Below are 25,839 nucleotides of genomic sequence, written 5' to 3'. Positions count from 1 at the left end.
GCGGTGGCGGCGAACGGGGACCCAGCGGGTCGTCGGTCAGACCGGCGTGATGCGCCCGACGAGGTGCGGCACGGACTTGCGCGCGTCACGGACACCGAACGTCGTGACCTCGCCCTGGCTCTCGGTGCCGAACACCACGGTCGAGGGCAGCAGCACCGGCTTCTTGAACTCCACGTCGACCGTGTACGAGTCCGGCAGGCGGTTCTGCAGCGTGGCCAGGCAGTGCGCCTTGGTCCACATGCCGTGGGCGATCTGGCGCGGGAAGCCGAACGCCTTGGCCGTCCACGGGTAGAGGTGGATGGGGTTGCGGTCGCCCGAGACGGCGCCGTAGCGCCGGCCCAGATCGCTGCCGAGCTTCCAGTGGACGACGCCCTCGGGAGCCTCCACCCCGGCCAGCGGCGGGACGGTGGGCTCATCGCTCCCGCTGCGGCTGCGGAACAGGACCGTCATGGTCTCGTCCCACACCAGCTCGCCGCCGACCCGCGCCTCGCTGACCAGCGAGATCAGCCGGCCCTTCGGGTGCGGGTCGTCCGACGCCGCGTGCAGGGAGAGGTCGTAGATCTCCTCACGGCCGATCGGGCGGTACTGGGTGATGCGGTTGCGCAGGTGCACCGCGCCCATGGGCGGGAAGGGGAACGCCGTGTCCGTCATCAGGCTCAGGTGCAGCGTGTGGGCCGCGATGTGCGGGTACGTCGCGGGCAGCGTCTCGGAGCGCGAGAACCCGCACACCTCGTTGTAGCGATCGAGGTGCGCGAGGTCCGTCGTCACGCGGTTGCGGCGCAGCGTCGTGTCGGGCAGGCCGCCCCTCTCGTGCTTGATGCCCGGCAGGTTGCCGACGACGGGAATCGCCGGCAACGCCGCCTTGAGCATCAGCGGCAGGCTCGCGGGTGCCTTGTCGAAGGTGCGCGTCGTCACCTCAGGCACCGAGGAAGCCCTGGCCGCAGACCCGGACCACGTTGCCCGAGATCGCCGAGGACCCCGGGTGGCAGTACCAGGCGATGGCCTCGGCGACGTCGACCGGCTGGCCGCCCTGCGACAGCGAGCTGAGCCGGCGACCGGCCTCGCGGATGCCCAGCGGCATCGTCTTGACCATGTCGGTCTCGATGAAGCCCGGCGCGATCGCGTTGACGGTGATGCCCGCGTCGACCGTGCGGGGCGCGAGCGCCTGCACGAAGCCGATGACGCCGGCCTTGGCCGTGCCGTAGTTGGTCTGACCGTTGTTGCCGGCGATGCCCGCGATCGACGAGATGCCGATGATGCGGCCGCCGGGGCGGATCAGCTTGTTGTCGAGCAGGTGCGCGGTGATCCGCTCGGGGGCGCCGACGCTGATGTCGACGACCTTGGCCCAGTTCTCGGACTTCATGTTCTTCAGCCGCTTGTCGCGCGTGATGCCCGCGTTGTGGACCACGAAGTCGACGCCGTCGCCGAGGCCCTCGGCGATCTTCTCGGGCGCGTCCTCGGCGGTGATGTCACAGATGATCGACGAGCCGCCGAGCTCGGCCATCAGGTGCTCGAGGTCCTCGGCGAGCGGGGGAACGTCCAGACCGATGATCTGGGCGCCGTCGCGGTGCAGGGTGCGGGCCATGGCGGCGCCGAGGCCACGCGAGGCGCCGGTGACCAACGCGACCTTCCCCGCCAGCGGCTTGGCCGGGTCGGCGGGGACGTCGGCCTCGACCAGGCCCGTGGTGCCGAGACGAACGACCTGGCCGTCCACGAAGGCGGACTTCGGCGACAGCAGGAAGCCCAGCGTGGAGCCGACGGCGTCCTTGGACTCGGGCGTGACGTACACGAGGTTCGCCGTGCTGCCGTTGGCGCCGATCTCCTTGCCCAACGAGCGGACGAAGCCCTCGAGGCCGCGCTGCGCGATCGCGGCGCCGACGGTGTCGGTGCGCTCGGGCAGCAGGCCGATCACGACGATCTTGGCGTTGCTGGCCAGGCTGCGCAGGACGGGCGTGAAGAACTCCTGGATCGCGACGGTGCCGGCGGGGGAGTCGATGCCGGACGCGTCCAGGACCAGGCCCTGGTAGCGGCGGCCCTCGGCGCGGACGGTGGTGGTGTCGATGCCGGAGGCCTTCAGCAGGCCCGGCAGGGAGTCGGCCAGCAGGCCGTCGCCGCCGACGAGGACGGGGCCGTCGACGAGGGCGCCACCGCGGTATCGCTGGAGTTCCGGCGGGTTCGGCAGGCCCAGGTTCTTCACCAGGAACTGACCGATCGGGTTCTGGATCATCGACTTGTAACGGTCGCTCATCGCAGGATGTGTCCTATCTCTCGGATCTCTCGGATACCATCGGTATCTGAACGCGTTAGGCTGACTCTAGCCTGCACCACAGCACCTCGGCAAAGGTAAAGCGACGCACGTCGCAGACGAAAGGTTCCTCATGGCTGACAAGCCCTCCACGAAGGCCACGAAGGCCGCGTCCTCCGACGCCGCCACCATCCGTCGCGTCGCCGTCATCGGCGGCAACCGCATCCCGTTCGCCCGCTCGAACACCGTCTACTCGGGCGTCTCGAACCAGGAGATGCTGACCGCGGCCCTCGACGGTCTCGTCGACCGCTTCGGGTTGGAGGGTGAGCGCGCCGGAGAGGTGGTCGCCGGAGCCGTGCTCAAGCACGCCCGCGACTTCAACCTCACGCGCGAGGTCGTCCTCGGCTCCAAGCTCTCGCCCGCGACCCCGGCCACGGACATCCAGCAGGCCTGCGGCACGGGCCTGCAGGCCGCCTTCCAGGTCGCCAACAAGATCGCGCTGGGCAAGATCGACTTCGGCATCGCCGGCGGCACGGACACCACGTCCGACGCCCCGCTCGCGGTGAACGACAAGCTGCGCAAGATCCTGCTGCAGGCCAACCAGGCGAACGCCAAGGGCGACAAGAAGGCCCTGGTCAAGCTGCTGACGAAGATCCGCCCCAGCTACCTGGCGCCCGACCAGCCGCGCAACGCCGAGCCGCGCACCGGCCTGTCGATGGGCGACCACCAGGCCCTGACGACGCACGAGTGGGGCATCACCCGCGAGGCGCAGGACGAGCTGGCCGCCCGCTCCCACCAGAACCTCGCCGCCGCCTGGGAGGCGGGCTGGCAGGACGACCTCGTCACGCCGTTCAACGGCGTCGAGCGCGACACCCACCTGCGCCCGGACTCCACGGTCGAGAAGCTGGCCAAGCTCAAGCCGGTCTTCGGCAAGCAGCTCGGCGATGCGGCCACCATGACGGCCGGCAACTCCACCCCGCTGTCCGACGGCGCCTCGGTGGCGCTGCTCGCCTCGGAGGAGGAGGCCGCCCGTCGTGGCTGGGACGTCAAGGCGTTCCTCGTCGACTACGAGACGGCTGCCGTCGACTACGTCAATGGGGGAGAGGGCCTGCTCATGGCTCCGGCGTACGCGGTGCCGCGGATGCTCGAGCGCAACGGCCTCACGCTGCAGGACTTCGACTTCTACGAGATCCACGAGGCGTTCGCCGGCCAGGTGCTGTCGACGCTCGCGGCGTGGGAGGACGCGGACTTCTGCAAGCAGCGTCTGGGTCTGGACACCCCGCTGGGCGCCATCGACCGCAGCAAGCTGAACGTCAAGGGCTCGTCGCTCGCGGCCGCCCACCCGTTCGCCGCGACCGGCGGACGCATCATCGCGAACCTCGCGAAGCTGCTGGAGGAGAAGGGCTCGGGCCGCGGCCTGATCTCGATCTGCGCCGCCGGCGGCCAGGGAGTCGTCGCGATCCTCGAGCGCTGACGCTCAGGACGCAGCAAGCGGGGCCGGTGGCATCAGCCACCGGCCCCGCTTCGCGTCTGCTGGGGGAGGATCAGGCCTCGGCCTCGACGATCGCGCGCACCGATCGCTTGGCCAGCTCGACGACCTCGGGCATCGGCAGGTGCTCCATGGCGGGCAGTCCGGAGTTCATCTCGCGGATCGAGCGCTGGAAGGTCACCAGGTTCAGGATGCCCAAGCCCTGCGTGTACATCATGTTCGCGACCAGCTCGGGGTCCTTGACGTCGAAGACGCCCGCCGCGTTGCCGGCCTCGATCGCGGAGGTGATGTGGTCGAAGCAGCGGTTGATCGCGGCGCCGAGCTCGGTGAGGCGCTCCAGGCTGATCTGCTCGAGCAGCTCCGAGCCGCGGTGGCGCAGCAGGGACTGCGCGCAGTCGACGAACGCCGGGTACTCGCTGCCGTAGTCCAGGAACTCGACCGTGATGATGTCGATGCGCTGGGGCGGGGTGAGGTCGGACTCCTGCGACTTGGCCAGTCGCTGCTCGAGCTCGTTGAGGTAGTCGACCAGCGTCATCGCGAAGAGTTCTTCCTTCGTGGTGAAGTGCCGGTAGATGATCGCTCGGTTGATGCCGACGGCGCGCGCGATGTCCTCGATCTGGGCATCCCGCATGCGGCGCTCGTCGAAGAGCGTGCGAGTCGCGTCAAGGATCTCGCGCGTGCGCTGCGCTCGGCGCTCCACGATGGCCATGACGTCGACCCTATCTGCTGGGTCAACGACGGTTGCGCCCGCGTCACGTCGCGTCGTCGGACCTCTTGAGCCCGGCCCTCGGGGGCCCTAGGGTGTCGGGCATGGCCAAGTTGGACATTCGTACAAAAACGTGTCTGGTGACGGGCGCGACCGGCGGGATCGGTGCTGCAACGGCACGGGCGCTCACTCGGGAGGGAGCCCGCCTCGTGCTGACCGATCTGGACCAGGACGCGTTGGACGGCTTGGTCGAGGAGTTGCGTGCGGTCGGTGGCGAGGTCCTCGTCGCCACGGCGCTGGACCTCACCGATGCCGAGTCGGTGAGGTCCTTCGCCGAGGCGGTCCACGCCCGCTTCGGCCCCATGGACGTGCTGCTCAACATCGCCGGGATCGCGATCTGGGGCACGATCGACCGCCTCGCCGAGGAGCACTGGCGTCGACTCATCGACATCAACCTGATGGGCCCGGTCCACGTCCTGTCGTCCTTCCTGCCCGCCATGATCGATGCCGGACGCGGCGGTCACGTCGTGAACGTGTCCAGCGCCGCCGGCCTCTTCGGCCTGCCGTGGCACGCGGCCTACAGTGCGAGCAAGTTCGGGCTCCGCGGCATCTCCGAGGTGCTGCGATTCGACCTGCGCCGCCACCGCATCGGTGTCAGCCTGGTCTGCCCCGGTGCGGTCGCGACCCCGCTGGTGCAGGGGCTGGAGGTCGTCGGGGTCGACCGCTCGACCCCGGCGATGCACCAGGTCGAGCAGCAGTTCCTGCGCCATGCCATCACGCCGGACGAGGCGGCCGCGGCGATCGTCAAGGGACTCGTGCGCCGCCGGTACTGGGTCTACACCTCGCGCGACGTCGCGATCGGCCACTATGCCCAGCGCTGGTTCCCGTGGGGGTACGTCATCGCGATGCGACTGCTGAACCGCAAGCTCACCCGCGCCGAGGCGCGCGCCGTGAAGTCGGTGCGATGAGGCCGCCTCGGGTCCGACCCGGTCGGCTCCGCCAGCTCGGGCTGGTGAACCACCTGCTCGCGAAGGTGCTCTCGCGTGGGGCGGGAGTGCGCGAGGCGCACCTGTTCACGACGTTGGGCCGCAACCGGTCGCTGTTCCGGTTCTGGCTGGCGTACTCGGGCGCTCTCATGCTGGGCGGCCGGCTGCCCCGGCGCGAGACCGAGCTGGTCATCCTGCGGGTCGCGCACCGCTGTGACAGCGACTACGAGCGTCGCCATCACCTCCGTCTGGGCCGCCGGGCGGGCTTGACGGAGGCGGAGCTCGAGCGGACGGCCGTGGACGACCTGAGCGGCTGGAAGCCCTTCGACGCCGTCCTGCTCGAGGCGACCGACCTGCTGCTGGCCACCGACGACCTCGACGACGCGACCTGGCGCCGCGTGCGGTCCTACTGGGACGAGCGTCAGGTGATCGAGTTCTGCCTGCTGGTCGGGCAGTACCGCGGACTGGCGGCCACGATCCGGGTGCTGGGGATCGCACCCGACCGCTGACCGGCCTTCGCGGGTGTGACTGTCGGTGCGGGTCCGTAGGCTGGAATCATGCGACCAGTCTCCGAGCTCAAGCGGCAGGTGGCGCCGTTCGAGGTCGTCTCCGAGTACCAGCCGGCCGGCGACCAGCCCGCCGCGATCGCCGAGATCACCAAGCGGATCAAGGGCGGCACCAACGACGTCGTGCTCATGGGCGCGACCGGCACCGGCAAGACGGCCACGACCGCGTGGCTGGCCGAGCAGCTGCAGCGCCCCATGCTCGTGATGCTCCCGAACAAGACGCTCGCCGCCCAGTTCGCCAACGAGCTGCGCGAGCTGCTGCCGAACAACGCCGTCGAGTACTTCGTGTCGTACTACGACTACTACCAACCCGAGGCGTACATCGCCCAGACCGACACCTACATCGAGAAGGACTCCTCGATCAACGAGGAGGTCGAGCGGCTCCGGCACTCGGCCACGTGGTCGCTGCTCACGCGGCGCGACGTCATCGTGGTCGCCACGGTCTCGTGCATCTACGGCCTCGGCTCGGCCCAGGAGTACCTGAACCGGATGATCGGCTTCAAGGTCGGCGACGAGATGGGCCGCGACCAGCTGCTGCGGACCCTCGTCCAGGCGCAGTACGTGCGCAACGACGTCAGCTCCACCCGCGGCACGTTCCGGGTCAAGGGCGACACGGTCGAGATCTTCCCCGTCTACCAGGAGATGGCGGTGCGGGTCGAGTTCTTCGGCGACGAGATCGAGCGGCTGATGACCCTGCACCCGCTGACGGGCGAGATCCTCAGCGACGATCAGGAGCTCTACGTCGGCGCGGCCACCCACTACGCCGCCGGACCCGACGTGATGTCCCGCGCGATCGAGGGGATCAAGGCAGAGCTCGAGGACCGACTCCAGGTGCTCGAGCGCGAGAACAAGCTGCTCGAGGCACAGCGACTGCGCATGCGCACGACCTACGACCTCGAGATGATGGAGCAGGTCGGGACCTGCTCGGGGATCGAGAACTACTCCCTGCACATGGACGGCCGGCCGCCGGGCTCGGCGCCGAACTGCCTGATCGACTACTTCCCCCAGGACTTCGTGCTGGTGGTCGACGAGTCGCACGTGACGATCCCGCAGATCGGCGCGATGTACGAGGGCGACATGAGCCGCAAGCGATCGCTGGTCGAGCACGGCTTCCGGCTGCCCAGCGCGATGGACAACCGTCCGTTGAAGTGGCCCGAGTTCCTCCAGCGCATCGGCCAGACCGTCTACCTGTCGGCCACGCCGGGCAACTACGAGATGAACAAGGTCGAGGGCGACGTCGTCGAGCAGGTCATCCGCCCGACCGGCCTGATCGACCCCGAGGTCATCGTCAAGCCCACGAAGGGCCAGATCGACGACCTCATCGGCGAGATCAACGACCGCGTCGAGCGCAACGAGCGCGTCCTCGTCACGACCCTGACGAAGAAGATGTCCGAGGACCTCACCGACTACCTGCTCGAGGCCGGCATCCGCACCCGGTACCTGCACAGCGAGGTCGACACCCTGCGCCGCGTCGAGCTGCTGCGCGAGCTGCGCATGGGCGAGTACGACGTGCTCGTCGGCATCAACCTGCTGCGAGAGGGCCTCGACCTGCCCGAGGTCAGCCTCGTGGCGATCCTCGACGCCGACAAGGAGGGGTTCCTGCGCTCGGGCCGCTCGCTCATCCAGACGATCGGTCGCGCGGCGCGCAACGTGTCGGGCCAGGTCATCATGTACGCCGACCGGATCACCGACTCGATGGCGATGGCGATCGACGAGACGAACCGCCGCCGGATCAAGCAGGTCGCGTACAACACCGAGCGGGGCATCGACCCGCAGCCGCTGCGCAAGAAGATCGGCGACATCACGGACATGCTCGCCCGCGAGGACGAGGACACCCGAGCCCTGCTGGCCGCGACGGGCGACCACAAGCGCAAGGGCGCGGCCGTGCCGCTGGGTCAGCACACCAAGGATCTGGCCGATCTGCCCTCGGGCGAGCTGGCCTCGCTCATCGACCAGCTGTCCGAGCAGATGCACCAGGCGGCGGCCGACCTGCAGTTCGAGGTGGCGGCGCGGTTGCGCGACGAGATCAGCGAGCTCAAGCGCGAGCTGCGGGGCATGATCGGCGCCGGTACCTGAGTTCGCGCATGCTTCCGGCGGCTGTCAGACTTGAGCGCGGAGGGGAGTATTCCCATCATCGGCGTGTCGTCAGCACGGTGGTCCTCGCGGACCACCCGGGGCGCCGGACCGGTCATTCGTCTGCAGCCCGGTGGAAGAGACCTCCGAGTCCCAGTTGACCCGGAGAGAGAAGCAGAGGACCGCCTGTGAACGTCAGCATGCTCGAATGGGGGATCACCCTCGGGGTGACCATCGCCATTCTGCTGTTCGACATCGTCGTGATCGCCCGTAAGCCGCACGAGCCCTCGACGAAGGAGTGCGCGATATACCTGTCGGTCTACATCGGACTGGCACTCGCCTTCGGCGCCTGGGTCTGGGCGTTCCACGGCCAGCAGTTCGGCATCGAGTTCTACGCCGGCTGGCTGACCGAGTACAGCCTCTCGATCGACAACCTCTTCATCTTCATCATCATCATGGCCAGCTTCGCCGTGCCGAGGAAGTACCAGCAGGAGGCGCTGCTGGTCGGCATCATCCTGGCGCTGGTGTTCCGCGGCATCTTCATCGCGCTCGGCGCCGTCGCGATCAACGAGTTCTCGTGGGTCTTCTACATCTTCGGCGCGTTCCTGCTCTACACGGCGGTCAAGCTGGCGGCCGACAAGGACGAGGAGGACGACGCCGAGAACGCCGTCGTCCGGTTCGCCCGCAGGCGCTTCAACATGAGCGACACGTGGGACGGCCTCAAGCTCGTCGTCCGCGAGAACGGCCGCCGCGCCATCACCCCGATGGCGCTGGTCATCATCGCCCTGGGCACGACCGACATCCTGTTCGCGCTCGACTCGATTCCGGCGATCTTCGGCCTGACCAAGGAGCCGTACATCGTCTTCACCGCGAACGTCTTCGCGCTGATGGGCCTGCGCCAGCTGTACTTCCTGCTCGGCGACCTGCTGCAGCGCCTGGTGTTCCTGTCCTACGGCCTGGCGTTCCTGCTGTTCTACATCGGCATCAAGCTGATGCTGCACGCGCTGCACGAGAACGAGCTGCCGTTCATCAACGGCGGCGAGCCGGTCCACCACATCGGCCCGGTCCCGGTCCCCGAGGTGCCGACGCTGCTGAGTCTGGGCGTCATCATCGCGACGCTGACCATCACCGCGGTCGCCAGCCTCTGGTACAGCAAGAAGTACCCCGACCGCGTCGGGCACTGAGCTCGTCGGGGCGGTCGCTCAGGGGATGTCGTGCGGCGGCAGGTCGTCGGGCGCGCTGACCTGCAGCGGCTCGCCCCGGCGGCGGCTGAGCACGTACATCGGCACGGACAGGACCAGGCCGATCGCCAGCAGGATCGCGGCGATCTCGTACTGGGACCCCGGCCGCCCCGACAGTGGCGTCACGAGGTAGACGCACGTCACCACCCCGAGCAGCGCGATCGGGGCCCGGGTCCTGAAGTGAGAGTGGTCGACGGGGTCCCTGCGCAGGACCAGGACGGCGGTGTTCACCACGGCGAAGACGGCCAGCAGCAGCAGGCTGGTCGTCCCGCCGAGGACCTGGACCGCCTCGTCGCTGGCGTTCGACACGTAGGCGATGAGCCCCAGTGAGAGCACCGTGGTGAACGCGATGGCCAGCCACGGCGTCTGGCGGCGGCTCACCTTCGCGAGGCTGCGGGGGATGACCCCCTGCTTGGCCATGCCGTACAGCAGCCGGCTCGCCATCAGCATGTTGATCAGGGCCGAGTTGGCGACCGCGAACATGGAGATGAACGGCAGGATCGTGTCGATCGGCAGGTCGGGCGCGCCGCGCTCGACCACCGTGACCAGGGGTGTGTCGTTCCCGGCCAGCTCGCCCACCGGCACGAGGGCGACGGCCGTGATCGAGACCAGGACGTAGATCAGTCCGGTGATCCCCAGCCCGGTCAGCATGATCTTGGGGAAGATCCGGTTCGGCTCGTGGCACTCCTCGGCCATGTTGACGGCGTCCTCGAAGCCGACCATCGCGAAGAATGCCAGCGAGGTCGCCGTGGTCGCGGCGAGGAAGACGTTCTTGTCGTCGGGGGTGTCGAACGCGATCACGCGGCCCCAGTCGGCGTCGCCGCCCACGACCGCCCACAGGCCGACGAGGATGACCAGCAGCAGGCCGGACAGCTCGATCATGGTCAGCACGACGTTGGTCTTGACGCCCTCGCTGACACCACGCAGGTTGATCGCGGCGATGAGCAGCATGAACCCGAGCGCGATCAGCATGATCTGCGCGTTCGAGGCCTCCCAGTCGGTCCCCACGGCGAGGTTCGAGGCGAAGGCTCGCGACGCGGTCGAGGCCGACGTGATGCCCGAGCACATGACGGTGAACGCGACCATGAACGTCAGGAAGTGGAGGCCGAACGCCTTGTGCACGTAGAGTGCGGCGCCCGCGGCCTGCGGGTACTTCGTGACGAGCTCGAGGTAGGACAGCGCCGTGAGCAGCGCGACGGCGAAGGCGATCGCGAAGGGCAGCCAGGCCGCTCCGCCGACCTCGGCGGCCACCTGGCCGGTCAGGGCGTAGACGCCGGTTCCGAGGATGTCGCCGATGATGAAGAGCAACAGGAGTTTGGGGCCCAGGACGCGCCGCAGCTCGGTGGGCTCTTCGGGTTGAGCGGTCGTCGACGCCATGGATCCCCCTCGTGTTGTGCCTACAGAGTCGCGCCGTGTGCTCGATCAGGCAACCCCGACCGATATCGTGTCCTGAGTGAGATGGTTGCGGGGAGTGCGTGCGCGAGTGGTGACGTCGGTGACCCGACGTCACGTGGCCAAGCGCGGCATCGACCTCGCGAGCTTCACATTCATCCCCGAGCCCACGAAGGCGCCCCTGCAGCGCGTGGGCCTGGACCCGGTGCCCCGGCTGGCGGAGATCCGGGACTCCGGACCCCTGCATCGTCTGGACCTGCCCTTCGACTTCACGGCGTATCTCGTCTCCGGGCACGAGCAGGCGCGCGAGGTCCTCACGGCCCGCGACGTCTACTCGACGGACATCCGTCACCTGTTCTCCGGTGACGGCCCGGCGACCTCGGACGACATCGGGGGACTGGGCTTCACCGACCCGCCCGTCCACACGCGGCTGCGCAAGATCATCACGCCCGAGTTCACGATGCGGCGCCTCGCCCGGCTGGAGCCGTTGATCGAGCAGTTCGTCGACCGCGCGCTCGATGACCTCGAGGCGGCCGGACCCGGCGCCGACCTGGCCAAGGTGCTGGCCTTCCCGATCCCGTTCAACACGATCTGCGCCCTGCTGGGCCTGGACTACGAGGACCGGCAGGCGTTCTCGGAGCTGGGCAGTGCCCGGTTCGACGCCACCAACGGGGGAGCGGCCGCCTTCGGCGCCGTCTCCGCGCAGCGTGAGTTCCTCTTCGACGCAGTGGCCCGCCAGCGCAAGGATCCCGGCCCGGGCCTGATCGGCCAGATCATCCGCGAGGAGGGCGACACGATCTCCGATCACGACCTCGCCGGGCTGGCCGACGGCGTCTTCACCGGCGGGTACGAGACGACGGCGGGCATGATCGCGCTCAGCACGATCATGCTGACCCGCGACCCGGCCTACGCCGAGCTGGTCCGCAGCGGCGACCGCAAGACCCTCGACCGGGTCATCGAGGAGCTGCTGCGCTACTTCTCGGTCGTGCAGGTGGCGTTCCCGCGCTTCGCGAAGCAGGACATGGAGCTCTTCGGCGAGTCGATCAAGGCCGGCGACGTCCTGCTGGTCTCGCTCAGCGGCGCCAACCGCGACCCGGCCAACGCCGGCGCGGAGCCCGACACGTTCGACCCGACCCGCGTTCCCGCCAGCGGCCACCTCGCGTTCGGCCACGGCATCCACCGCTGCATCGGGGCCGAGCTGGCCCGGATGGAGCTGCGCATCGCGCTGCCGAAGCTGCTGCGCCGGTTCCCCGATCTCGCCCTGGCCGTGCCCGAGTCGGAGCTCGACTTCCGTCAGCTGAGCTTCGTCTTCGGCATCGAGACCCTCCCGGTGAGGTTCTAGGCTCGAGGTTCACTGCGACGCAACCATGGCGAAGCAGCCGGAGGCTACCAGCCCCGGGCGCGCCAGTCGGGCACGCTCGGACGCTCGGCGCCGAGCGTCGAGTCGTCGCCGTGGCCCGGGTAGAACCACGTGTCGTCGTCGAACCGGTCGAAGATCTTCGACTCGACGTCGTCGACCAGGTGGATGAAGTCGTCGGGGGACCAGGTCCGGCCCACGCCCCCGGGGAACAGCGAGTCCCCGGTGAACAGGTGCGTGATGCCGTCGGGGTCGTCGTAGGCCAGCGCGATCGAGCCCGGCGTGTGGCCGACGATCTCGATCACCTCGAGCTCGCACGAGCCGACGCGCACGCGTGCGCCCGTCCGGACGCGCACGTCGACGGGGACCGGCAGCTCGTCGGCGTCGTCCTCGCCGGCGACGGTCTCGGCGCCGGTCGCCTCGACCACCTCGGCCAGGGCCTGCCAGTGGTCACCGTGGCGATGGGTCGTGACGACGCGGGCGAGGCCGCGGTCACCGATCAGCTCGAGCAGCCGGGGCGCGTCGTCGGCGGCGTCGATCAGCAGCTGCTCGCCCGTGAGGGCGCATCTGAGCAGATAGGCGTTGTTGGCCATCGGGCCCACGGCGATCTTGGTGATCACCAGGTCGCCGGCCTCGCGCGTGTCGGGCGGACCGCCGACCGTGACCTCTCCGGTGTACGTCATGGTTCGACCCTATCGTCGAGAGGTTTCTGTCAGGTCGCATCAGTACGCTGGATAGGTGGCTGATCGTCTCGTTGTCCGGGGTGCCCGCGAGCACAATCTGAAGGATGTCTCCGTCGATCTACCCCGGGACTCCCTCATCGTCTTCACCGGTCTGTCCGGTTCCGGCAAGTCGTCCCTCGCGTTCGACACCATCTTCGCCGAGGGCCAGCGACGCTACGTCGAGTCGCTCTCGGCGTACGCGCGCCAGTTCCTGGGTCAGATGGACAAGCCGGACGTCGACTTCATCGAGGGCCTGTCCCCGGCGGTCTCGATCGATCAGAAGTCGACCTCGCGCAACCCGCGCTCGACGGTCGGCACGATCACCGAGGTCTACGACTACCTGCGCCTGCTCTACGCGCGCGCCGGCCGGGCCCACTGCCCGACCTGTGGCGAGCCCATCGGCCGCCAGACGCCCCAGCAGATCGTCGATCGCATCCAAGATGACGAGGAGGGCACCAAGTTCCAGGTGCTCGCGCCGGTCATCCGCGGTCGCAAGGGCGAGTACCTCGAGCTGTTCCGCCAGCTGCAGCAGAGCGGCTTCAGCCGCGCCATCGTCGACGGCGAGATGCACATGCTCGCGGACGAACCGCCGAAGCTCGCCAAGCAGAAGAAGCACACGATCGAGGTCGTCGTCGACCGCCTCACGGTCAAGCCCTCGTCCAAGCAGCGCCTGACCGAGTCGGTCGAGACCGCCCTCGGCCTGGCCGACGGCCTGGTCATCATCGACTACGTCGGTCTGGACGAGAAGGACCCGGCCCGCCGGCGCCGCTTCTCCGAGAAGCTCGCGTGCCCCAACGACCACCCCCTGCAGGTCGAGGAGCTCGAGCCCCGCTCGTTCTCGTTCAACGCCCCCTACGGCGCGTGCCCCGAGTGCCACGGCCTGGGCTCTCGCAAGGAGGTCGACGCCGAGCTGCTCGTACCCGACCCCGAGAAGACGCTGGCCGAGGGCGCGATCACCGCGTGGACCTACACCCAGGTCTCGGACTACTTCCTGCGGCTGATGCGCTCGCTCGGCGACGAGCTGGGCTTCGACGTCGACACCCCGTGGCGCGACCTCTCGCCCGAGGTCCAGGACGCCCTGATGAACGGGCACTCCACCAAGGTCCACGTGCAGTACAAGAACCGGTACGGCCGTCAGCGCTCGTACTGGGCCGAGTTCGAGGGCGCCCGCGCGTTCGTCGAGCGCCGCCACTCCGAGACCGACTCCGACACCAGTCGCGAGCGGCTCGAGGGCTTCATGCGCGAGGTCCCGTGCCCGACCTGCAAGGGCACCCGGCTCAAGCCCGTGATCCTCGCGGTCACCCTCGAGTCCGAGAAGTTCGGCGAGAAGAACATCGCCGAGGTCTGCCACCTGTCGATCGCCGAGGCGGCCGAGTACCTGCAGACCCTGGTCATGACCGACCGCGAGCGCCAGATCGGCGAGCGCGTGCTCAAGGAGATCCACGAGCGCCTGCGCTTCCTGCTCGACGTCGGCCTCGACTACCTGGCCCTCGACCGCGCGGCGGGATCGCTGTCCGGCGGCGAGGCCCAGCGCATCCGGCTCGCGACGCAGATCGGCGCCGGCCTGGTCGGCGTCCTCTACGTGCTCGACGAGCCGTCCATCGGACTGCACCAGCGCGACAACCACCGGCTGATCGAGACGCTCGTGCGGCTCAAGAAGCTCGGCAACACGCTCATCGTCGTCGAGCACGACGAGGACACCATCCGTGCGGCGGACTGGGTCGTCGACATCGGCCCCGGCGCCGGCGAGCACGGGGGACAGGTGATCGTCTCGGGCAGCGTCGACGAGCTGCTGGCCAACCCCGACTCCCTGACCGGCGCCTACCTCTCGGGTCGCACGTCGATCCCGGTCCCCGAGAAGCGTCGTCCGCGTGACAAGTCCCGCCAGCTGACGGTCAAGGGCGCCCGCGAGAACAACCTGCGCAACGTCGACGTGTCCTTCCCGCTGGGCCAGTTGGTCTCGGTGACGGGCGTGTCCGGCTCGGGCAAGTCGACCCTGGTCAACGACATCCTCTACACCTCCCTGGCGCGTCAGATCTACAAGGCGCGCACGATCCCCGGTCGCCACCGCACGATCGAGGGCACCGAGAATGTCGACAAGGTGATCCACGTCGACCAGTCGCCGATCGGTCGCACCCCGCGATCGAACCCGGCCACGTACACCGGCGTCTTCGACCACGTGCGCAAGCTCTTCGCGCAGACGCCCGAGGCCAAGATGCGCGGGTACCAGCAGGGCCGGTTCTCGTTCAACATCAAGGGCGGCCGCTGCGAGGCGTGCCGCGGCGACGGCACGATCAAGATCGAGATGAACTTCCTGCCGGACGTCTACGTCCCCTGTGAGGTCTGCCACGGCGCGCGGTACAACCGCGAGACCCTCGAGGTCCGCTACAAGGGCCGCACGATCGCCGAGGTCCTCGACATGCCGATCGAGGAGGCCGTCGAGTTCTTCGAGGCCATCCCGGCCATCGCGCGCCACCTGCGCACGCTGGTCGACGTCGGTCTGGGCTACGTCCGTCTGGGCCAGCCCGCTCCGACGCTGTCCGGCGGCGAGGCGCAGCGCGTCAAGCTCGCCTCCGAGCTGCAGAAGCGGTCCACCGGCCGCACCGTGTACGTGCTCGACGAGCCCACCACGGGTCTGCACTTCGAGGACATCCGCAAGCTGCTGATCGTGCTGCAGCGACTCGTCGACACCGGCAACTCGGTGATCGTCATCGAGCACAACCTCGACGTCATCAAGGCGTCGGACTGGATCATCGACATGGGTCCCGAGGGTGGCAGCGGCGGCGGCATGGTCGTCGCCCAGGGCACCCCCGAGGACGTCGCGGCGCACCCCGAGTCCCACACCGGCCGGTTCCTCAAGCCACTGCTGTCATGAGTCCGGTCGCGGGGACCGGGCGCCTAGGGTGGGACCGTGGCTGACCCGTCGACCTACCGTCCCCGGCCGGGCGAGATCCCGACGAATCCCGGCGTCTACCGGTTCCGCGACGAGCAGGGCCGGGTCATCTACGTGGGCAAGGCCAAGAGTCTGCGCCCGCGGCTGAGCTCGTACTTCCAGGACGTCGGCAACCTGCACCCGCGGACGCACCAGATGGTCACCACGGCGGCGTCGGTCGAGTGGACGGTCGTCAACACCGAGGTCGAGGCGCTGGCGCTGGAGTACTCCTGGATCAAGGAGTACGACCCGCGCTTCAACGTCAAGTACCGCGACGACAAGTCGTACCCCTGGCTGGCGGTGACGGTGGGGGAGGAGATCCCCCGCGTGCTGGTCATGCGCGGCGCCCAGCGCAAGGGCGTGCGCTACTTCGGCCCGTACGGTCACGCTTGGGCCATCCGCGACACCGTCGACACGCTGCTGCGCGTGTTCCCGATGCGCTCGTGCAGCGCGGGCGTGTTCAAGCGGGCCAAGGCCGCCGGACGTCCGTGCCTGCTCGGTGACATCGGCAAGTGCTCCGCGCCGTGCGTCGGGCGCGTCTCGCCCGACGAGCACCGCGAGATCGTCAACGACTTCCTGTCGTTCATGGGTGGGCAGACCGCCGGCTTCGAGCGGGGGATCGAGCAGCGCATGCGCGACGCGGCCGCCGCCCAGGAGTACGAGCTGGCGGCCAAGTACCGCGACGACCTGATGGCCATGCGCCGCGTCCTGGAGAAGCAGTCCGTCGTGCTCGGCGACGGCACCGACGCCGACGTGCTCGGCTTCGTCGACGACCCGCTCGAGGTCGCCGTCCAGATCTTCAACGTCCGCGGCGGCCGCATCCGCGGCCAGCGCGGCTGGGTGGCCGACAAGGGAGACGACGCCGGTCTGCCCGAGCTGGTCCAGAGCGCGCTGATGACGCTCTACTCCGACGTGGCGCCGTCGGCGATTCCCCGCGAGGTGCTCGTCCCCGAGCTGCCGGCCGACCACGACGCCGTCGCCGAGCTGCTCACCGAGCGCCGCGGCGGCAGGGTCACGCTGCGGGTGCCGCGCCGCGGCGACAAGCGGGCGCTGCTCGAGACCGTCGAGAAGAACGCCAAGCAGTCCATGGCGCGCCACAAGCTCAAGCGGTCCGGCGACCTCACGACCCGCAGCCGGGCGCTGGAGGAGATCCAGGTGGCGCTCGAGCTGCCGTCGCCGCCGCTGCGCATCGAGTGCTTCGACGTCTCGAACCTGCAGGGCACCGAGATCGTCGCGTCGATGGTCGTCTTCGAGGACGGCCTGCCGCGCAAGTCCGAGTACCGCCGGTTCACCGTCCGGCACGAGGGTCAGAGCGACGTCGCGGCGATGCACGAGGTCATCACGCGTCGGTTCGCGCATCACCTGCGCGCGCTCGAGCGTCAGGGCGAGACCGAGCCGGGGATCGATCCCGAGACCGGCAAGCCGCGCCGTTTCGCCTACGCGCCGTCCCTGGTCGTCGTCGACGGCGGCCCGCCGCAGGTCGAGGCCGCGCGTCAGGCGATGGAGGCGCTCGGCGTCACCGGCGTGGCACTGTGCGGCCTGGCCAAGCGTCTCGAGGAGGTCTGGCTGCCCGGTGAGGAGGACCCCGTGATCCTCCCGCGCACCAGCGAGGGCCTCTACCTGCTGCAGCGCGTGCGCGACGAGGCGCACCGCTTCGCCATCACCCACCACCGCCAGCGTCGCAGCAAGTCCATGGTCGAGAGCCTGCTCGATCCGGTGCCCGGGCTGGGTGAGACGCGGCGGCGTGCGCTCATGCGTCACTTCGGATCGCTGAAGAAACTTCGGGAAGCGAGTGTGGAGGAGATCACGGTCGTTCCCGGGATCGGTCCGGCTACGGCAGAATCCATCGTGGCGGCACTCCACGACGGGGAGGCGCCGGCTCCGGCGGTCAACATGGCCACCGGCGAGATCCTGGAGGACTGAGGCCGACCATGACCAAGCTGACCGAGTTCGTCCTCGTCACCGGGATGACCGGCGCGGGCCGCAGCACCGCGGCCAAGGCGCTCGAGAAGCTCGGCTACTACGTGGTCGACAACCTGCCGCCCGGCATGCTCGAGGAGCTCGTGGCCTCGGTCGACGCGGCCGAGGACATCGACCGCCTCGCCGTGGTCGTCGACTCGAGGTCGCGCACGTTCTTCTTCGGCCTCGTCGATGCGATCGAGACCGTGCTGGACCTGGGCATCAACGTCCGCACGCTCTACCTCGAGGCCGCCGACGAGGTGCTGGTCCGGCGCCAGGAGGCGGCGCGCCGTCCCCACCCGCTCAGCCGTCAGGGCCGCCTCATGGACGGGTTCGTCCGCGAGCGCGAGCTCCTGCGCACCATCCGCGGTCGCGCCGACCTCGTGATCGACACGAGCCGGCTCAACGTCCACCAGCTGGCGCACCGCGTCCGGCAGGCCTTCGAGGTCGAGGACGAGCGCGGCCTGCACATCACGATCGTGTCCTTCGGCTTCAAGTACGGGATCCCGATCGACGCCGACATGGTCGCGGACATGCGCTTCCTGCCGAACCCGTACTGGATCGAGGAGCTGCGCCCCCTCAGCGGCCAGGACGACGCGGTGCGCGAGTACGTGTACGTCCAGGACCGCGCCCAGGACTTCCTCGACCGCTACGTCGAGCTGTTGTCGATCATCACGAACGGCTTCCTGCGCGAGGACAAGCTGTTCCTCACCGTCGGCGTCGGCTGCACGGGCGGTCGCCACCGCAGCGTCGCCATGGCCGAGGCGCTCGACGAGCGCCTGCGCAAGGAGGGCGTCCGCACCCTCGTCGTCCACCGCGACCTGGGCCGCGAATGAGCCCCGAGCGCGACGCCGGACCCGCGGTCGTCGCTCTCGGCGGGGGACACGGGCTGGCGGCGACGCTGTCGGCCCTGCGCCGGGTCACCCACCGCCTCACGGGCATCGTCACGGTCGCGGACAACGGCGGCTCGTCGGGCCGCCTGCGCACCGAGTTCGGCATCCTGCCGCCGGGCGACCTGCGCATGGCCCTCGCCGCGCTGTGCGGGGACGACGACTGGGGTCGGGCCTGGGCCGAGATCCTGCAGCACCGATTCAAGGGAGACGGACCGCTGGCCGGCCATCCCGTCGGCAACCTGCTGCTGGCGGCCCTGTGGGACATGGAGGGCGACCAGGTGTCGGGACTGGACCTCGTCGCCGAGCTGCTCGGCGCCCGAGGCCGCGTCCTGCCGATGGCCAACGTGCCGCTCGACATCGAGGCCGACGTCCGGTTCGGCTCGCCCGATCGGATCGAGGTCGTTCGCGGTCAGGTCGAGGTCGCGACCACCTCCGGCCGGATCCTGGCGGTGCGCCTCGACCCGGCGAATCCGCCGGCCTGCCCCCAGGCGGTCTCGGCGTTGGAGACCGCCGAGTGGGTGACGATCGGCCCGGGCTCGTGGTTCACCAGCGTGATGCCCACCCTGCTGGTGCCGCAGCTGCGCCACGCGCTGCTGCGGACCCCGGCCAAGCGCGCCCTGATCCTGAACCTGGTCGGGCAGCCGGGGGAGACCGAGCACCTGACCCCGGCGGAGCACCTGGAGGTGCTGGCCGCCCATGCGCCCGATCTGCACCTCGACCTCGTGGTGGCCGATGCGCACACCACGGTCGACGTGCCGGCGCTGGAGCGGGCGGCCCGCGCTCTCGGCGCCGAGCTCGTGACGGCCGACGTCCGGTCGGCTGCCCAGCCGGACCAGCACGATCCGCAGGCGCTGGCCGAGGTCTTTGCCTCCAGGTTCGCCACGGGCTCACCAGCACAGGCATAGAGTGGGTCAGCGGGCTTCTCGGGACCGCTGAACTGGAGGTGGGTTGATCGATGGCGATGACGGCACAGGTCAAGGCGGAAGTGGCCCGGATCCCGGTGACGAAGGCGTGCTGCCGCAAGGCCGAGGTGTCGACCACGCTGAGGTTCTCCGGCGGCCTGCACATCGTCTCGGGTCGGATCGTGATCGAGGCCGAGCTCGACACCGCCGCCGCCGCCCGTCGCCTCCGCCAGGAGATCGCCGACGTCTACGGGCACGACAGCGAGATCATCGTCCAGCAGGGCGCCGGCGTTCGGAAGACGACGCTGTACGTGGTCCGCATCGCCCGCGGCGGAGAGCTCCTCGCGCGCCAGACCGGTCTCGTCGACGGTGGCGGACGTCCCGTCCGTGGCCTGCCGCCCCAGGTCGTCTCCGGCCCGTCCTGTGACGCCGTGGCCGCCTGGCGCGGCGCCTTCCTGGCCCGCGGCTCGCTGACCGAGCCGGGCCGTTCCTCCGCGCTGGAGATCGGCTGCCCCGGTCCCGAGGCTGCACTCGCGATGGTGGGCGCCGCCCGCCGGATCGGCGTCTCGGCCAAGGCCCGCGAGGTCCGTGGCGGCGACCGGGTCGTGATCCGCGACGGTGAGGCCATCGGCGCGCTGCTGACCCGCCTGGGCGCCCACGAGACGCTGCTCGCGTGGGAGGAGCGTCGCATGCGCCGCGAGGTCCGGGCGACCGCGAACCGGCTCGCGAACTTCGACGACGCCAACCAGCGCCGTTCCGCCCGTGCCGCCGTCGCCGCGGGCGCTCGCGCCCAGCGCGCGCTGGACATCCTCGGCGAGGACGTTCCGGACCACCTGCGGATGGCGGGCGACCTGCGCGTCCAGCACCGCGAGGCCAGCCTCGAGGAGCTCGGTCAGCTGCACGATCCGCCGCTGACCAAGGACGCGATCGCGGGCCGGATCCGGCGGCTGCTGGCGATGGCCGACAAGCGGGCCCACGATCTGGGCATCGCCGACACCGAGGCCGGTCTGCACCCGGACCAGCTCGCGGACGGCTGAGCGGTCTCGCGGCGCGGTGCCCGGTGTGCCGTGAGCGAGGGTCTCGGTAGGGTGAAGACGTAACGCATCTCTCACCCGGCAACTCCAGGAGCATCCCGTGACTGTTCGCGTAGGTATCAACGGATTCGGCCGCATCGGCCGTAACTTCTTCCGGGCGGCCCGCGCCGCCGGAGCCGACGTCGAGATCGTGGCCGTCAACGACCTGACCGACAACAAGACGCTGGCCACCCTGCTCAAGTACGACTCGATCCTGGGTCGACTGGACGCCGACGTGAACTTCGACGACACGGCGATCTACGTCGGAGACCAGAAGATCGTCGCTTTCGAGGACCGCGATCCCGCGAACCTCGACTGGGCCTCGGTCGGCGCCGACATCGTCGTCGAGTCCACGGGCTTCTTCACCGACGCCACGAAGGCGAAGGCGCACATCGACGGGGGTGCGAAGAAGGTCATCATCTCGGCCCCGGCCAAGAACGAGGACATCACGATCGTCATGGGCGTCAACGACGGCCTCTACGACGCGGGATCGCACACGATCATCTCCAACGCGTCGTGCACGACGAACTGCCTCGCCCCGATGGCCAAGGCCCTCAACGACGGCATCGGCATCGAGCGCGGTCTGATGACCACGATCCACGCCTACACGCAGGACCAGAACCTGCAGGACGCCCCGCACAAGGACCTGCGTCGCGCCCGCGCCGCCGCGCTCAACATCGTGCCGACGTCGACGGGTGCCGCCAAGGCCGTGTCCCTCGTCCTGCCCGAGCTCAAGGGCAAGCTCGACGGCTACGCGCTGCGCGTCCCGGTCCCGACCGGCTCGGCCACCGACCTGACGTTCACGGCCAGCCGTGAGACGTCGGTCGAGGAGATCAACGAGATCGTCCGCAAGGCCGCCGAGGGCTCGCGGTTCCTCAAGTACAACGAGGACCCGATCGTCTCGAGCGACATCGTCACCGATCCGCACTCGTGCATCTTCGACGCGCCGCTGACCAAGGTCATCGGCGACCAGGTCAAGGTCGTCGGCTGGTACGACAACGAGTGGGGCTACTCCAACCGCCTCGTCGACCTGACGTCCCTCGTCGGCTCCTCCCTCTGAGGGGCTCGTCGTGAAGACGATCGACGACCTGGGGAAGCTCAAGGGCAAACGAGTCCTGGTCCGCAGTGACCTGAACGTGCCGCTCGACGGTACGACGATCACCGACGACGGTCGCGTCCGCGCGAGCGTCCCGACGATCCAGAAGCTGGTCGACGAGGGTGCGCGCGTCATCGTGATGGCGCACCTGGGCCGGCCCAAGGGCCAGCCGGACCCGCAGTACTCCCTGGCGCCGGTCGCCTCGCGACTGAGCGAGCTCCTCGGCGAGACCGTGCGCTTCGCGTCCGACACCGTGGGTGTCGACGCGCAGCGCACGGTCGAGGAGCTCCAGAACGGTCAGGTCGCCCTGCTCGAGAACGTCCGGTTCAACCCGGGTGAGACCAGCAAGGACGACGCCGAGCGCGGCGCGTTCGCCGACGAGCTCGCGGCGCTGGGCGACGTGTTCGTGTCCGACGGCTTCGGCGTCGTGCACCGCAAGCAGGCCAGCGTCTACGACATCGCCAAGCGACTGCCGTCCGCCGTCGGCGGGCTGGTCCAGGCCGAGGTCGAGGTGCTCAAGCGGCTCACGGAGTCGCCCGAGCGGCCGTACGCGGTCGTGCTGGGCGGCTCGAAGGTCTCCGACAAGCTCGGCGTCATCGACCACCTCCTGACGAAGGCGGACACGCTGGTCATCGGTGGCGGGATGGTCTTCACCTTCCTCGCGGCCCAGGGCCACGGCGTCGGCTCCTCGCTGCTGGAGGAGGACCAGATCCCGGTCGCCCGCGAGTACCTGTCGCGGGCCCAGGAGCTGGGCGTCTCGATCGTCCTGCCGACCGACGTCGTCGTGGCGCCGGAGTTCAAGGCCGACGCACCGGCCACGACCGTCACGATCGACCAGATCCCCGACGACCAGATGGGCCTGGACATCGGCCCGGAGTCCGCGCGGGCGTTCGCGGACGTGATCCGCGGTGCGAAGACGGTGTTCTGGAACGGCCCGATGGGCGTGTTCGAGATGGCGCCGTTCGCCGCCGGCACCCGCACCGTCGCGCAGGCGCTGACCGAGGTCGACGGCCTGTCGGTGGTCGGTGGTGGAGACTCCGCAGCCGCCGTGCGACAGCTGGGCTTCAGCGACGACCAGTTCGGTCACATCTCGACCGGTGGCGGCGCGAGCCTGGAGTACCTCGAGGGCAAGACGCTCCCGGGCTTGGCCGTTCTGGAGGAGAAGGCATGACGCGTACGCCGTTGATGGCGGGCAACTGGAAGTCCAACCTGAACCATCAGGAGGCGGTGGTCCTCGTCCAGAAGCTGGCGTGGACCCTGTCGGACAAGAAGCACGACTACGCCAAGAGCGAGGTCGTCGTCATCCCGCCGTTCACCGACCTGCGCAGCGTCCAGACGCTGATCGACGGCGACAAGCTGCCGATCGGCTACGGCGCCCAGGACGTCTCGTCGCACGACGGCGGGGCGTACACCGGCGAGATCTCGGCGGCGATGCTGGCGAAGCTGGGTTGCTCGTACGTCGTCGTCGGCCACTCCGAGCGCCGTGAGTACCACCAGGAGTCCGACCAGCTCGTCAACGAGAAGGCCGGCAAGGCGCTCGCTGCGGGCATGACCCCGATCGTCTGCGTCGGCGAGGGCCTCGAGGTCCGTCAGGCCGGCGAGCACGTCGCGTACACGCTGGGTCAGCTCGACGGCTCGCTGGCCGGTTTCTCGGCCGAGCAGGTCGCCGGACTGGTCATCGCGTACGAGCCCGTGTGGGCCATCGGCACCGGCGAGGTCGCCACTCCGGAGGACGCTCAGGAGGTGTGCGCGGCCATCCGCGGACGCCTGGCGGAGACCTGGGGTGCGGACGTGGCCGACCAGACACGTATTCTGTACGGCGGATCGGTCAAGGCGTCGAACGTGGCGGCTATCATGGCTAAGCCCGACGTCGACGGTGCACTCGTCGGCGGGGCCAGTCTGGTCGCGGAGGAGTTCGCCGGGATCGTTCGGTTCTACGACATGCCCGACCTCGCGGGGTCCTGACGAAAGGAGAGACGTGGTCATCGCGTTCTCCCTGCTGCTTGCCCTGAGCAGCCTGCTCATGATCGTCCTCGTGCTCATGCACAAGGGCCGAGGTGGCGGCCTCTCCGACATGTTCGGCGGCGGTGTGTCGAGCTCGCTCAGCGGCTCGTCCGTCGCCGAGCGCAACCTCGACCGCATCACGGTCGGCACCGCTACGGTGTGGGTCGTGTGCGTCTTCGCGCTCGGCCTGCTGCTGAAGGTGAGCAACTGATGGCCGCCGGCGCGATTCGCGGCAGCCGCATCGGCTCTGGCCCCATGGGCGAGGCCGAGCGCGGCGAGGCGGCCCCCCGTCAGTTCATCTCGTACTTCTGCACCAACGACCACTCGATCACGCTGCAGTTCGCGATCGAGGCCGAGGTGCCCGTCGAGTGGGACTGCCCCAAGTGCGGCATGCCCGCCAGCATGGACTCGGACAACCGGCCGGATGCGCCGAAGACCGAGCCGTACAAGACGCACCTGGCCTACGTGAAGGAGCGCCGCTCCGAGACCGAGGCCGCCGACATCCTCAAGGAAGCCCTCGACACCTTGCGCAGCAAGCGCAAGACCGGCGAGATCATCTTCTGATCGGGGCTGCCGCGCCTCAGCGCGGCAGCTTCGCCGCGGCCGCGGAGTCCAGGAACCACACGGTCTCCTCGATCCCGCGGGCGCCGGCGGCGGGTGCCTCGTCGATCGAGACGCCGCTCATGGCCTTCGCCACGGCCTCGGCCTTGTCCGCCCCGGAGACGACGAACCACGTCGCCCGAGTGTGGTTCAGGGCCGGATAGGTCAGCGTGATCCGCTGCGGCGGGGGCTTGGGGGAGTCCAGGACCTCGACCGCCAGCCGCTCCCGCTCGTGCACCTGCGGGTGCCCCGGGAAGAGCGAGGCGATGTGGGCGTCCGGGCCCACGCCGAGCAGGACGACGTCGAACGCCTCCTCGGGAAGCTCCTCGGCATAGGCGTCCGCAGCGTCGGCCATCGAGAGCTCACAGCCGTGCGCCGGCATGGCGTGGATGTGGTCGTCGGGAACGGCGAGCCGGTCCAGGAAGCCCTCGCGAGCCTGGCGGTCGTTGCGATCCTCGTGACCCTCGGGGACGAAGCGCTCGTCGCCCCACCAGTAGTGGGCTGCCGACCAGCGGGCGCCGCTCTCGGCCGAGAGACGGCCGTAGATCTTCGTCGCGATCGAGCCGCCCGTCAGGACCAGGCGCGGCGTCCGCCCGGCGAGCTGGATCGACTGCACCCGGGCGGCCAGCTGCCGCGAGACGGCCAGGGCGAGGTCGTCACCGCTGTCGAAGATGCGAATGGTCATCGCTCATCCCTTCTTCACGCTGCTGTCGAGGTGGTGCAGGGTCTCGGCGTAGACCTCGTCGGCGTCGAGGCGTCGCAGGTCCTCGGCCAACAGCTCGGGGATCGTCCGGCGGCGGATGGGAACGATGCGCGACGCCGAGCCGGGCACGCTGAACTCACAGCTCATCGCGTCCACGCGGCGGATGTCGATGTCGCCGACGTCGGTGAACAGGGTGACGCGCTGGATCTGGGGGCCGGAGTCGTCGTCGACGAACTCGATCGGGACGTTGAGCCGGCACTCCAGCCAGGCCCGCAGCAGGACGGCCACGGGGTTGATGTCGTCGGCCAGGATCCGGCCACCCGAGACGGTGCCCGAGGTCTGGTCGAGAGCGGCGGCCAGCAGGGCGCGCCACAGGGTCAGCCGCGTCCACGCCAGGTCGGTGTCACCGGGGCTGTAGCCCGGAGCGAGCTGGTGCAGCGACTTGACGGGGGCCGGCGTGCGCTCGGAGTCGGTCAGCCGGCGGCGCGCGAGGCGGCCGATCGGGTCCTCGGACGGCTCCAGCGGCCCGACGCCGGGCCACCAGGCCACGACGGGGGAGTCGGGCAGCAGCAGCGGCAGCACCGCGGACTCGGAGTGCTTGACCAGGGGACCGGACATGCGCAGCAGCACCGACTCACCGGGTGAGCCCGCCCCGACTCGCACGCGGGCGTCGAGGCGGGGCTTGCCGCGCCCGTCGCCCAGGATGACTCCCAGGACGCGCGAGGGGTGCTCGTGCTGCAGGACGTTGGCGGCCTTCATGGCCTCGGCGACATTGTCCTCGTCGGTGACGATCAACAGCGTCAGGACCATGTCCATGGCAGGGCTGCCGGCCAGGGAGCGGCCCTTGGTCAGGGCCTTCGCGACGGCGGAGGCATTGGTGTCCTCGAGGACCATGTCCAT

The 25,839-nt window shown here is 69.5% G+C and carries 23 protein-coding genes; 16 read left to right on the top strand and 7 right to left on the bottom strand.

Features of this window, described 5'->3' with window-relative positions; translation table 11 throughout:
• Positions 1-36: 36 nt before the first annotated feature.
• Positions 37-924 carry a MaoC/PaaZ C-terminal domain-containing protein gene (locus tag NP095_RS08945; RefSeq protein ID WP_256765956.1) on the bottom strand — a complete coding sequence of 296 codons (888 nt, stop codon included), beginning with the start codon at positions 922-924 and terminating at the stop codon, positions 37-39.
• The gene (locus tag NP095_RS08940) at positions 917-2,248 is read right to left on the bottom strand and encodes a 3-oxoacyl-ACP reductase (protein WP_249378282.1); all 1,332 of its coding nucleotides are present in this window, start codon (positions 2,246-2,248) and stop codon (positions 917-919) included. The genes NP095_RS08945 and NP095_RS08940 overlap by 8 nt, the downstream gene beginning before the upstream one ends.
• A 130-nt stretch (positions 2,249-2,378) precedes the next feature.
• Between NP095_RS08940 and NP095_RS08935 the strand changes: the two genes are divergently transcribed.
• Positions 2,379-3,719: an acetyl-CoA C-acetyltransferase gene (locus tag NP095_RS08935; protein WP_256765955.1), complete on the top strand. Its 1,341-nt coding sequence runs from the start codon at positions 2,379-2,381 to the stop codon at positions 3,717-3,719.
• A 70-nt stretch (positions 3,720-3,789) separates the two neighbouring features.
• Here the strand turns inward: NP095_RS08935 and NP095_RS08930 are convergent, their stop codons facing one another.
• Positions 3,790-4,443: a TetR/AcrR family transcriptional regulator gene (locus NP095_RS08930; protein ID WP_249378280.1), complete on the bottom strand. Its 654-nt coding sequence runs from the start codon at positions 4,441-4,443 to the stop codon at positions 3,790-3,792.
• 101 nt (positions 4,444-4,544) lie between these two features.
• On the opposite strand from NP095_RS08930, the gene NP095_RS08925 reads away from it, so the two are divergent.
• The 4 genes from NP095_RS08925 to NP095_RS08910 all read left to right on the top strand — a co-directional run bounded on the left by NP095_RS08925 (position 4,545) and on the right by NP095_RS08910 (position 9,249).
• Positions 4,545-5,408, top strand: coding sequence for an SDR family oxidoreductase (locus NP095_RS08925; RefSeq protein WP_256765954.1), 864 nt, complete (start codon positions 4,545-4,547; stop codon positions 5,406-5,408).
• Positions 5,405-5,935 (top strand): carboxymuconolactone decarboxylase family protein, encoded by a 531-nt coding sequence (locus tag NP095_RS08920; RefSeq protein WP_256765953.1) that lies wholly within the window; start codon positions 5,405-5,407, stop codon positions 5,933-5,935. The genes NP095_RS08925 and NP095_RS08920 overlap by 4 nt, the downstream gene beginning before the upstream one ends.
• A gap of 48 nt (positions 5,936-5,983) precedes the next feature.
• On the top strand, positions 5,984-8,068 hold the full coding sequence (gene uvrB / locus NP095_RS08915; protein WP_249378277.1) for an excinuclease ABC subunit UvrB: 2,085 nt from the start codon (positions 5,984-5,986) through the stop codon (positions 8,066-8,068).
• A 197-nt stretch (positions 8,069-8,265) separates the two neighbouring features.
• A complete protein-coding gene (locus NP095_RS08910; RefSeq protein ID WP_283251637.1) occupies positions 8,266-9,249 on the top strand; it encodes a TerC family protein in 984 nt (327 codons plus the stop codon).
• A gap of 18 nt (positions 9,250-9,267) precedes the next feature.
• Here the strand turns inward: NP095_RS08910 and NP095_RS08905 are convergent, their stop codons facing one another.
• Positions 9,268-10,683: an APC family permease gene (locus NP095_RS08905; protein ID WP_256765952.1), complete on the bottom strand. Its 1,416-nt coding sequence runs from the start codon at positions 10,681-10,683 to the stop codon at positions 9,268-9,270.
• 118 nt (positions 10,684-10,801) lie between these two features.
• Between NP095_RS08905 and NP095_RS08900 the strand changes: the two genes are divergently transcribed.
• Positions 10,802-12,040 (top strand): cytochrome P450, encoded by a 1,239-nt coding sequence (locus tag NP095_RS08900; protein ID WP_256765951.1) that lies wholly within the window; start codon positions 10,802-10,804, stop codon positions 12,038-12,040.
• A gap of 44 nt (positions 12,041-12,084) precedes the next feature.
• Here the strand turns inward: NP095_RS08900 and NP095_RS08895 are convergent, their stop codons facing one another.
• Complete coding sequence (locus NP095_RS08895) at positions 12,085-12,738, bottom strand: MBL fold metallo-hydrolase (protein ID WP_249378273.1); 654 nt, start codon at positions 12,736-12,738, stop codon at positions 12,085-12,087.
• A 55-nt stretch (positions 12,739-12,793) separates the two neighbouring features.
• Here NP095_RS08895 and uvrA point away from each other — a divergent pair, with 55 nt between their 5' ends.
• From uvrA to NP095_RS08845, 10 genes are all read left to right on the top strand, one after another.
• Positions 12,794-15,652: an excinuclease ABC subunit UvrA gene (uvrA, locus tag NP095_RS08890; RefSeq protein ID WP_249378272.1), complete on the top strand. Its 2,859-nt coding sequence runs from the start codon at positions 12,794-12,796 to the stop codon at positions 15,650-15,652.
• A 36-nt stretch (positions 15,653-15,688) separates the two neighbouring features.
• Positions 15,689-17,632, top strand: a complete 1,944-nt coding sequence (uvrC, locus tag NP095_RS08885) for an excinuclease ABC subunit UvrC (RefSeq protein WP_256765950.1) — start codon at positions 15,689-15,691, stop codon at positions 17,630-17,632.
• 8 nt (positions 17,633-17,640) lie between these two features.
• On the top strand, positions 17,641-18,504 hold the full coding sequence (gene rapZ / locus NP095_RS08880; protein ID WP_249378270.1) for an RNase adapter RapZ: 864 nt from the start codon (positions 17,641-17,643) through the stop codon (positions 18,502-18,504).
• Positions 18,501-19,466: a gluconeogenesis factor YvcK family protein gene (locus NP095_RS08875; RefSeq protein WP_249378269.1), complete on the top strand. Its 966-nt coding sequence runs from the start codon at positions 18,501-18,503 to the stop codon at positions 19,464-19,466. The genes rapZ and NP095_RS08875 overlap by 4 nt, the downstream gene beginning before the upstream one ends.
• 50 nt (positions 19,467-19,516) lie before the next feature.
• Positions 19,517-20,500, top strand: coding sequence for a DNA-binding protein WhiA (gene whiA / locus NP095_RS08870; protein WP_249378268.1), 984 nt, complete (start codon positions 19,517-19,519; stop codon positions 20,498-20,500).
• A gap of 97 nt (positions 20,501-20,597) precedes the next feature.
• Positions 20,598-21,596, top strand: coding sequence for a type I glyceraldehyde-3-phosphate dehydrogenase (gene gap / locus NP095_RS08865; RefSeq protein WP_187411379.1), 999 nt, complete (start codon positions 20,598-20,600; stop codon positions 21,594-21,596).
• A 10-nt stretch (positions 21,597-21,606) separates the two neighbouring features.
• A complete protein-coding gene (locus NP095_RS08860) occupies positions 21,607-22,803 on the top strand; it encodes a phosphoglycerate kinase (protein ID WP_256765949.1) in 1,197 nt (398 codons plus the stop codon).
• Positions 22,800-23,597 (top strand): triose-phosphate isomerase, encoded by a 798-nt coding sequence (tpiA, locus tag NP095_RS08855; protein ID WP_249378266.1) that lies wholly within the window; start codon positions 22,800-22,802, stop codon positions 23,595-23,597. Before NP095_RS08860 ends, tpiA begins: the two co-directional genes overlap by 4 nt.
• A 13-nt stretch (positions 23,598-23,610) precedes the next feature.
• Entirely contained in the window at positions 23,611-23,847 is a 237-nt protein-coding gene (gene secG, locus NP095_RS08850) for a preprotein translocase subunit SecG (RefSeq protein WP_249378265.1), read from the top strand.
• Entirely contained in the window at positions 23,844-24,200 is a 357-nt protein-coding gene (locus NP095_RS08845; RefSeq protein ID WP_404801110.1) for an RNA polymerase-binding protein RbpA, read from the top strand. Before secG ends, NP095_RS08845 begins: the two co-directional genes overlap by 4 nt.
• A gap of 16 nt (positions 24,201-24,216) precedes the next feature.
• Here the strand turns inward: NP095_RS08845 and pgl are convergent, their stop codons facing one another.
• A complete protein-coding gene (gene pgl, locus NP095_RS08840; RefSeq protein ID WP_256765948.1) occupies positions 24,217-24,921 on the bottom strand; it encodes a 6-phosphogluconolactonase in 705 nt (234 codons plus the stop codon).
• Positions 24,922-24,924: 3 nt separating this feature from the next.
• On the bottom strand, positions 24,925-25,839 hold the full coding sequence (locus NP095_RS08835; protein WP_249378262.1) for a glucose-6-phosphate dehydrogenase assembly protein OpcA: 915 nt from the start codon (positions 25,837-25,839) through the stop codon (positions 24,925-24,927).

Origin of the sequence: Aeromicrobium duanguangcaii, assembly GCF_024508295.1 — a bacterium.
Lineage (GTDB): Bacteria > Actinomycetota > Actinomycetes > Propionibacteriales > Nocardioidaceae > Aeromicrobium > Aeromicrobium duanguangcaii.
Note: the sequence above shows the minus strand (reverse complement) of the source record. Positions and strands in the feature narration are given on the sequence as shown.

Bases quoted from the DNA above. Each gene is read 5' to 3' on its own strand.
- NP095_RS08940 (WP_249378282.1), bottom strand. From the start codon at position 2,248: ATGAGCGACCGTTACAAGTCGATGATCCAGAACCCGATCGGTCAGTTC.
- NP095_RS08935 (WP_256765955.1), top strand. From the start codon at position 2,379: ATGGCTGACAAGCCCTCCACGAAGGCCACGAAGGCCGCGTCCTCCGAC.
- NP095_RS08930 (WP_249378280.1), bottom strand. From the start codon at position 4,443: ATGGCCATCGTGGAGCGCCGAGCGCAGCGCACGCGCGAGATCCTTGAC.
- NP095_RS08925 (WP_256765954.1), top strand. From the start codon at position 4,545: ATGGCCAAGTTGGACATTCGTACAAAAACGTGTCTGGTGACGGGCGCG.
- NP095_RS08920 (WP_256765953.1), top strand. From the start codon at position 5,405: ATGAGGCCGCCTCGGGTCCGACCCGGTCGGCTCCGCCAGCTCGGGCTG.
- uvrB (WP_249378277.1), top strand. From the start codon at position 5,984: ATGCGACCAGTCTCCGAGCTCAAGCGGCAGGTGGCGCCGTTCGAGGTC.
- NP095_RS08910 (WP_283251637.1), top strand. From the start codon at position 8,266: ATGCTCGAATGGGGGATCACCCTCGGGGTGACCATCGCCATTCTGCTG.
- NP095_RS08905 (WP_256765952.1), bottom strand. From the start codon at position 10,683: ATGGCGTCGACGACCGCTCAACCCGAAGAGCCCACCGAGCTGCGGCGC.
- NP095_RS08895 (WP_249378273.1), bottom strand. From the start codon at position 12,738: ATGACGTACACCGGAGAGGTCACGGTCGGCGGTCCGCCCGACACGCGC.
- rapZ (WP_249378270.1), top strand. From the start codon at position 17,641: ATGACCAAGCTGACCGAGTTCGTCCTCGTCACCGGGATGACCGGCGCG.
- NP095_RS08875 (WP_249378269.1), top strand. From the start codon at position 18,501: ATGAGCCCCGAGCGCGACGCCGGACCCGCGGTCGTCGCTCTCGGCGGG.
- whiA (WP_249378268.1), top strand. From the start codon at position 19,517: ATGGCGATGACGGCACAGGTCAAGGCGGAAGTGGCCCGGATCCCGGTG.
- tpiA (WP_249378266.1), top strand. From the start codon at position 22,800: ATGACGCGTACGCCGTTGATGGCGGGCAACTGGAAGTCCAACCTGAAC.
- pgl (WP_256765948.1), bottom strand. From the start codon at position 24,921: ATGACCATTCGCATCTTCGACAGCGGTGACGACCTCGCCCTGGCCGTC.
- NP095_RS08835 (WP_249378262.1), bottom strand. From the start codon at position 25,839: ATGGACATGGTCCTCGAGGACACCAATGCCTCCGCCGTCGCGAAGGCC.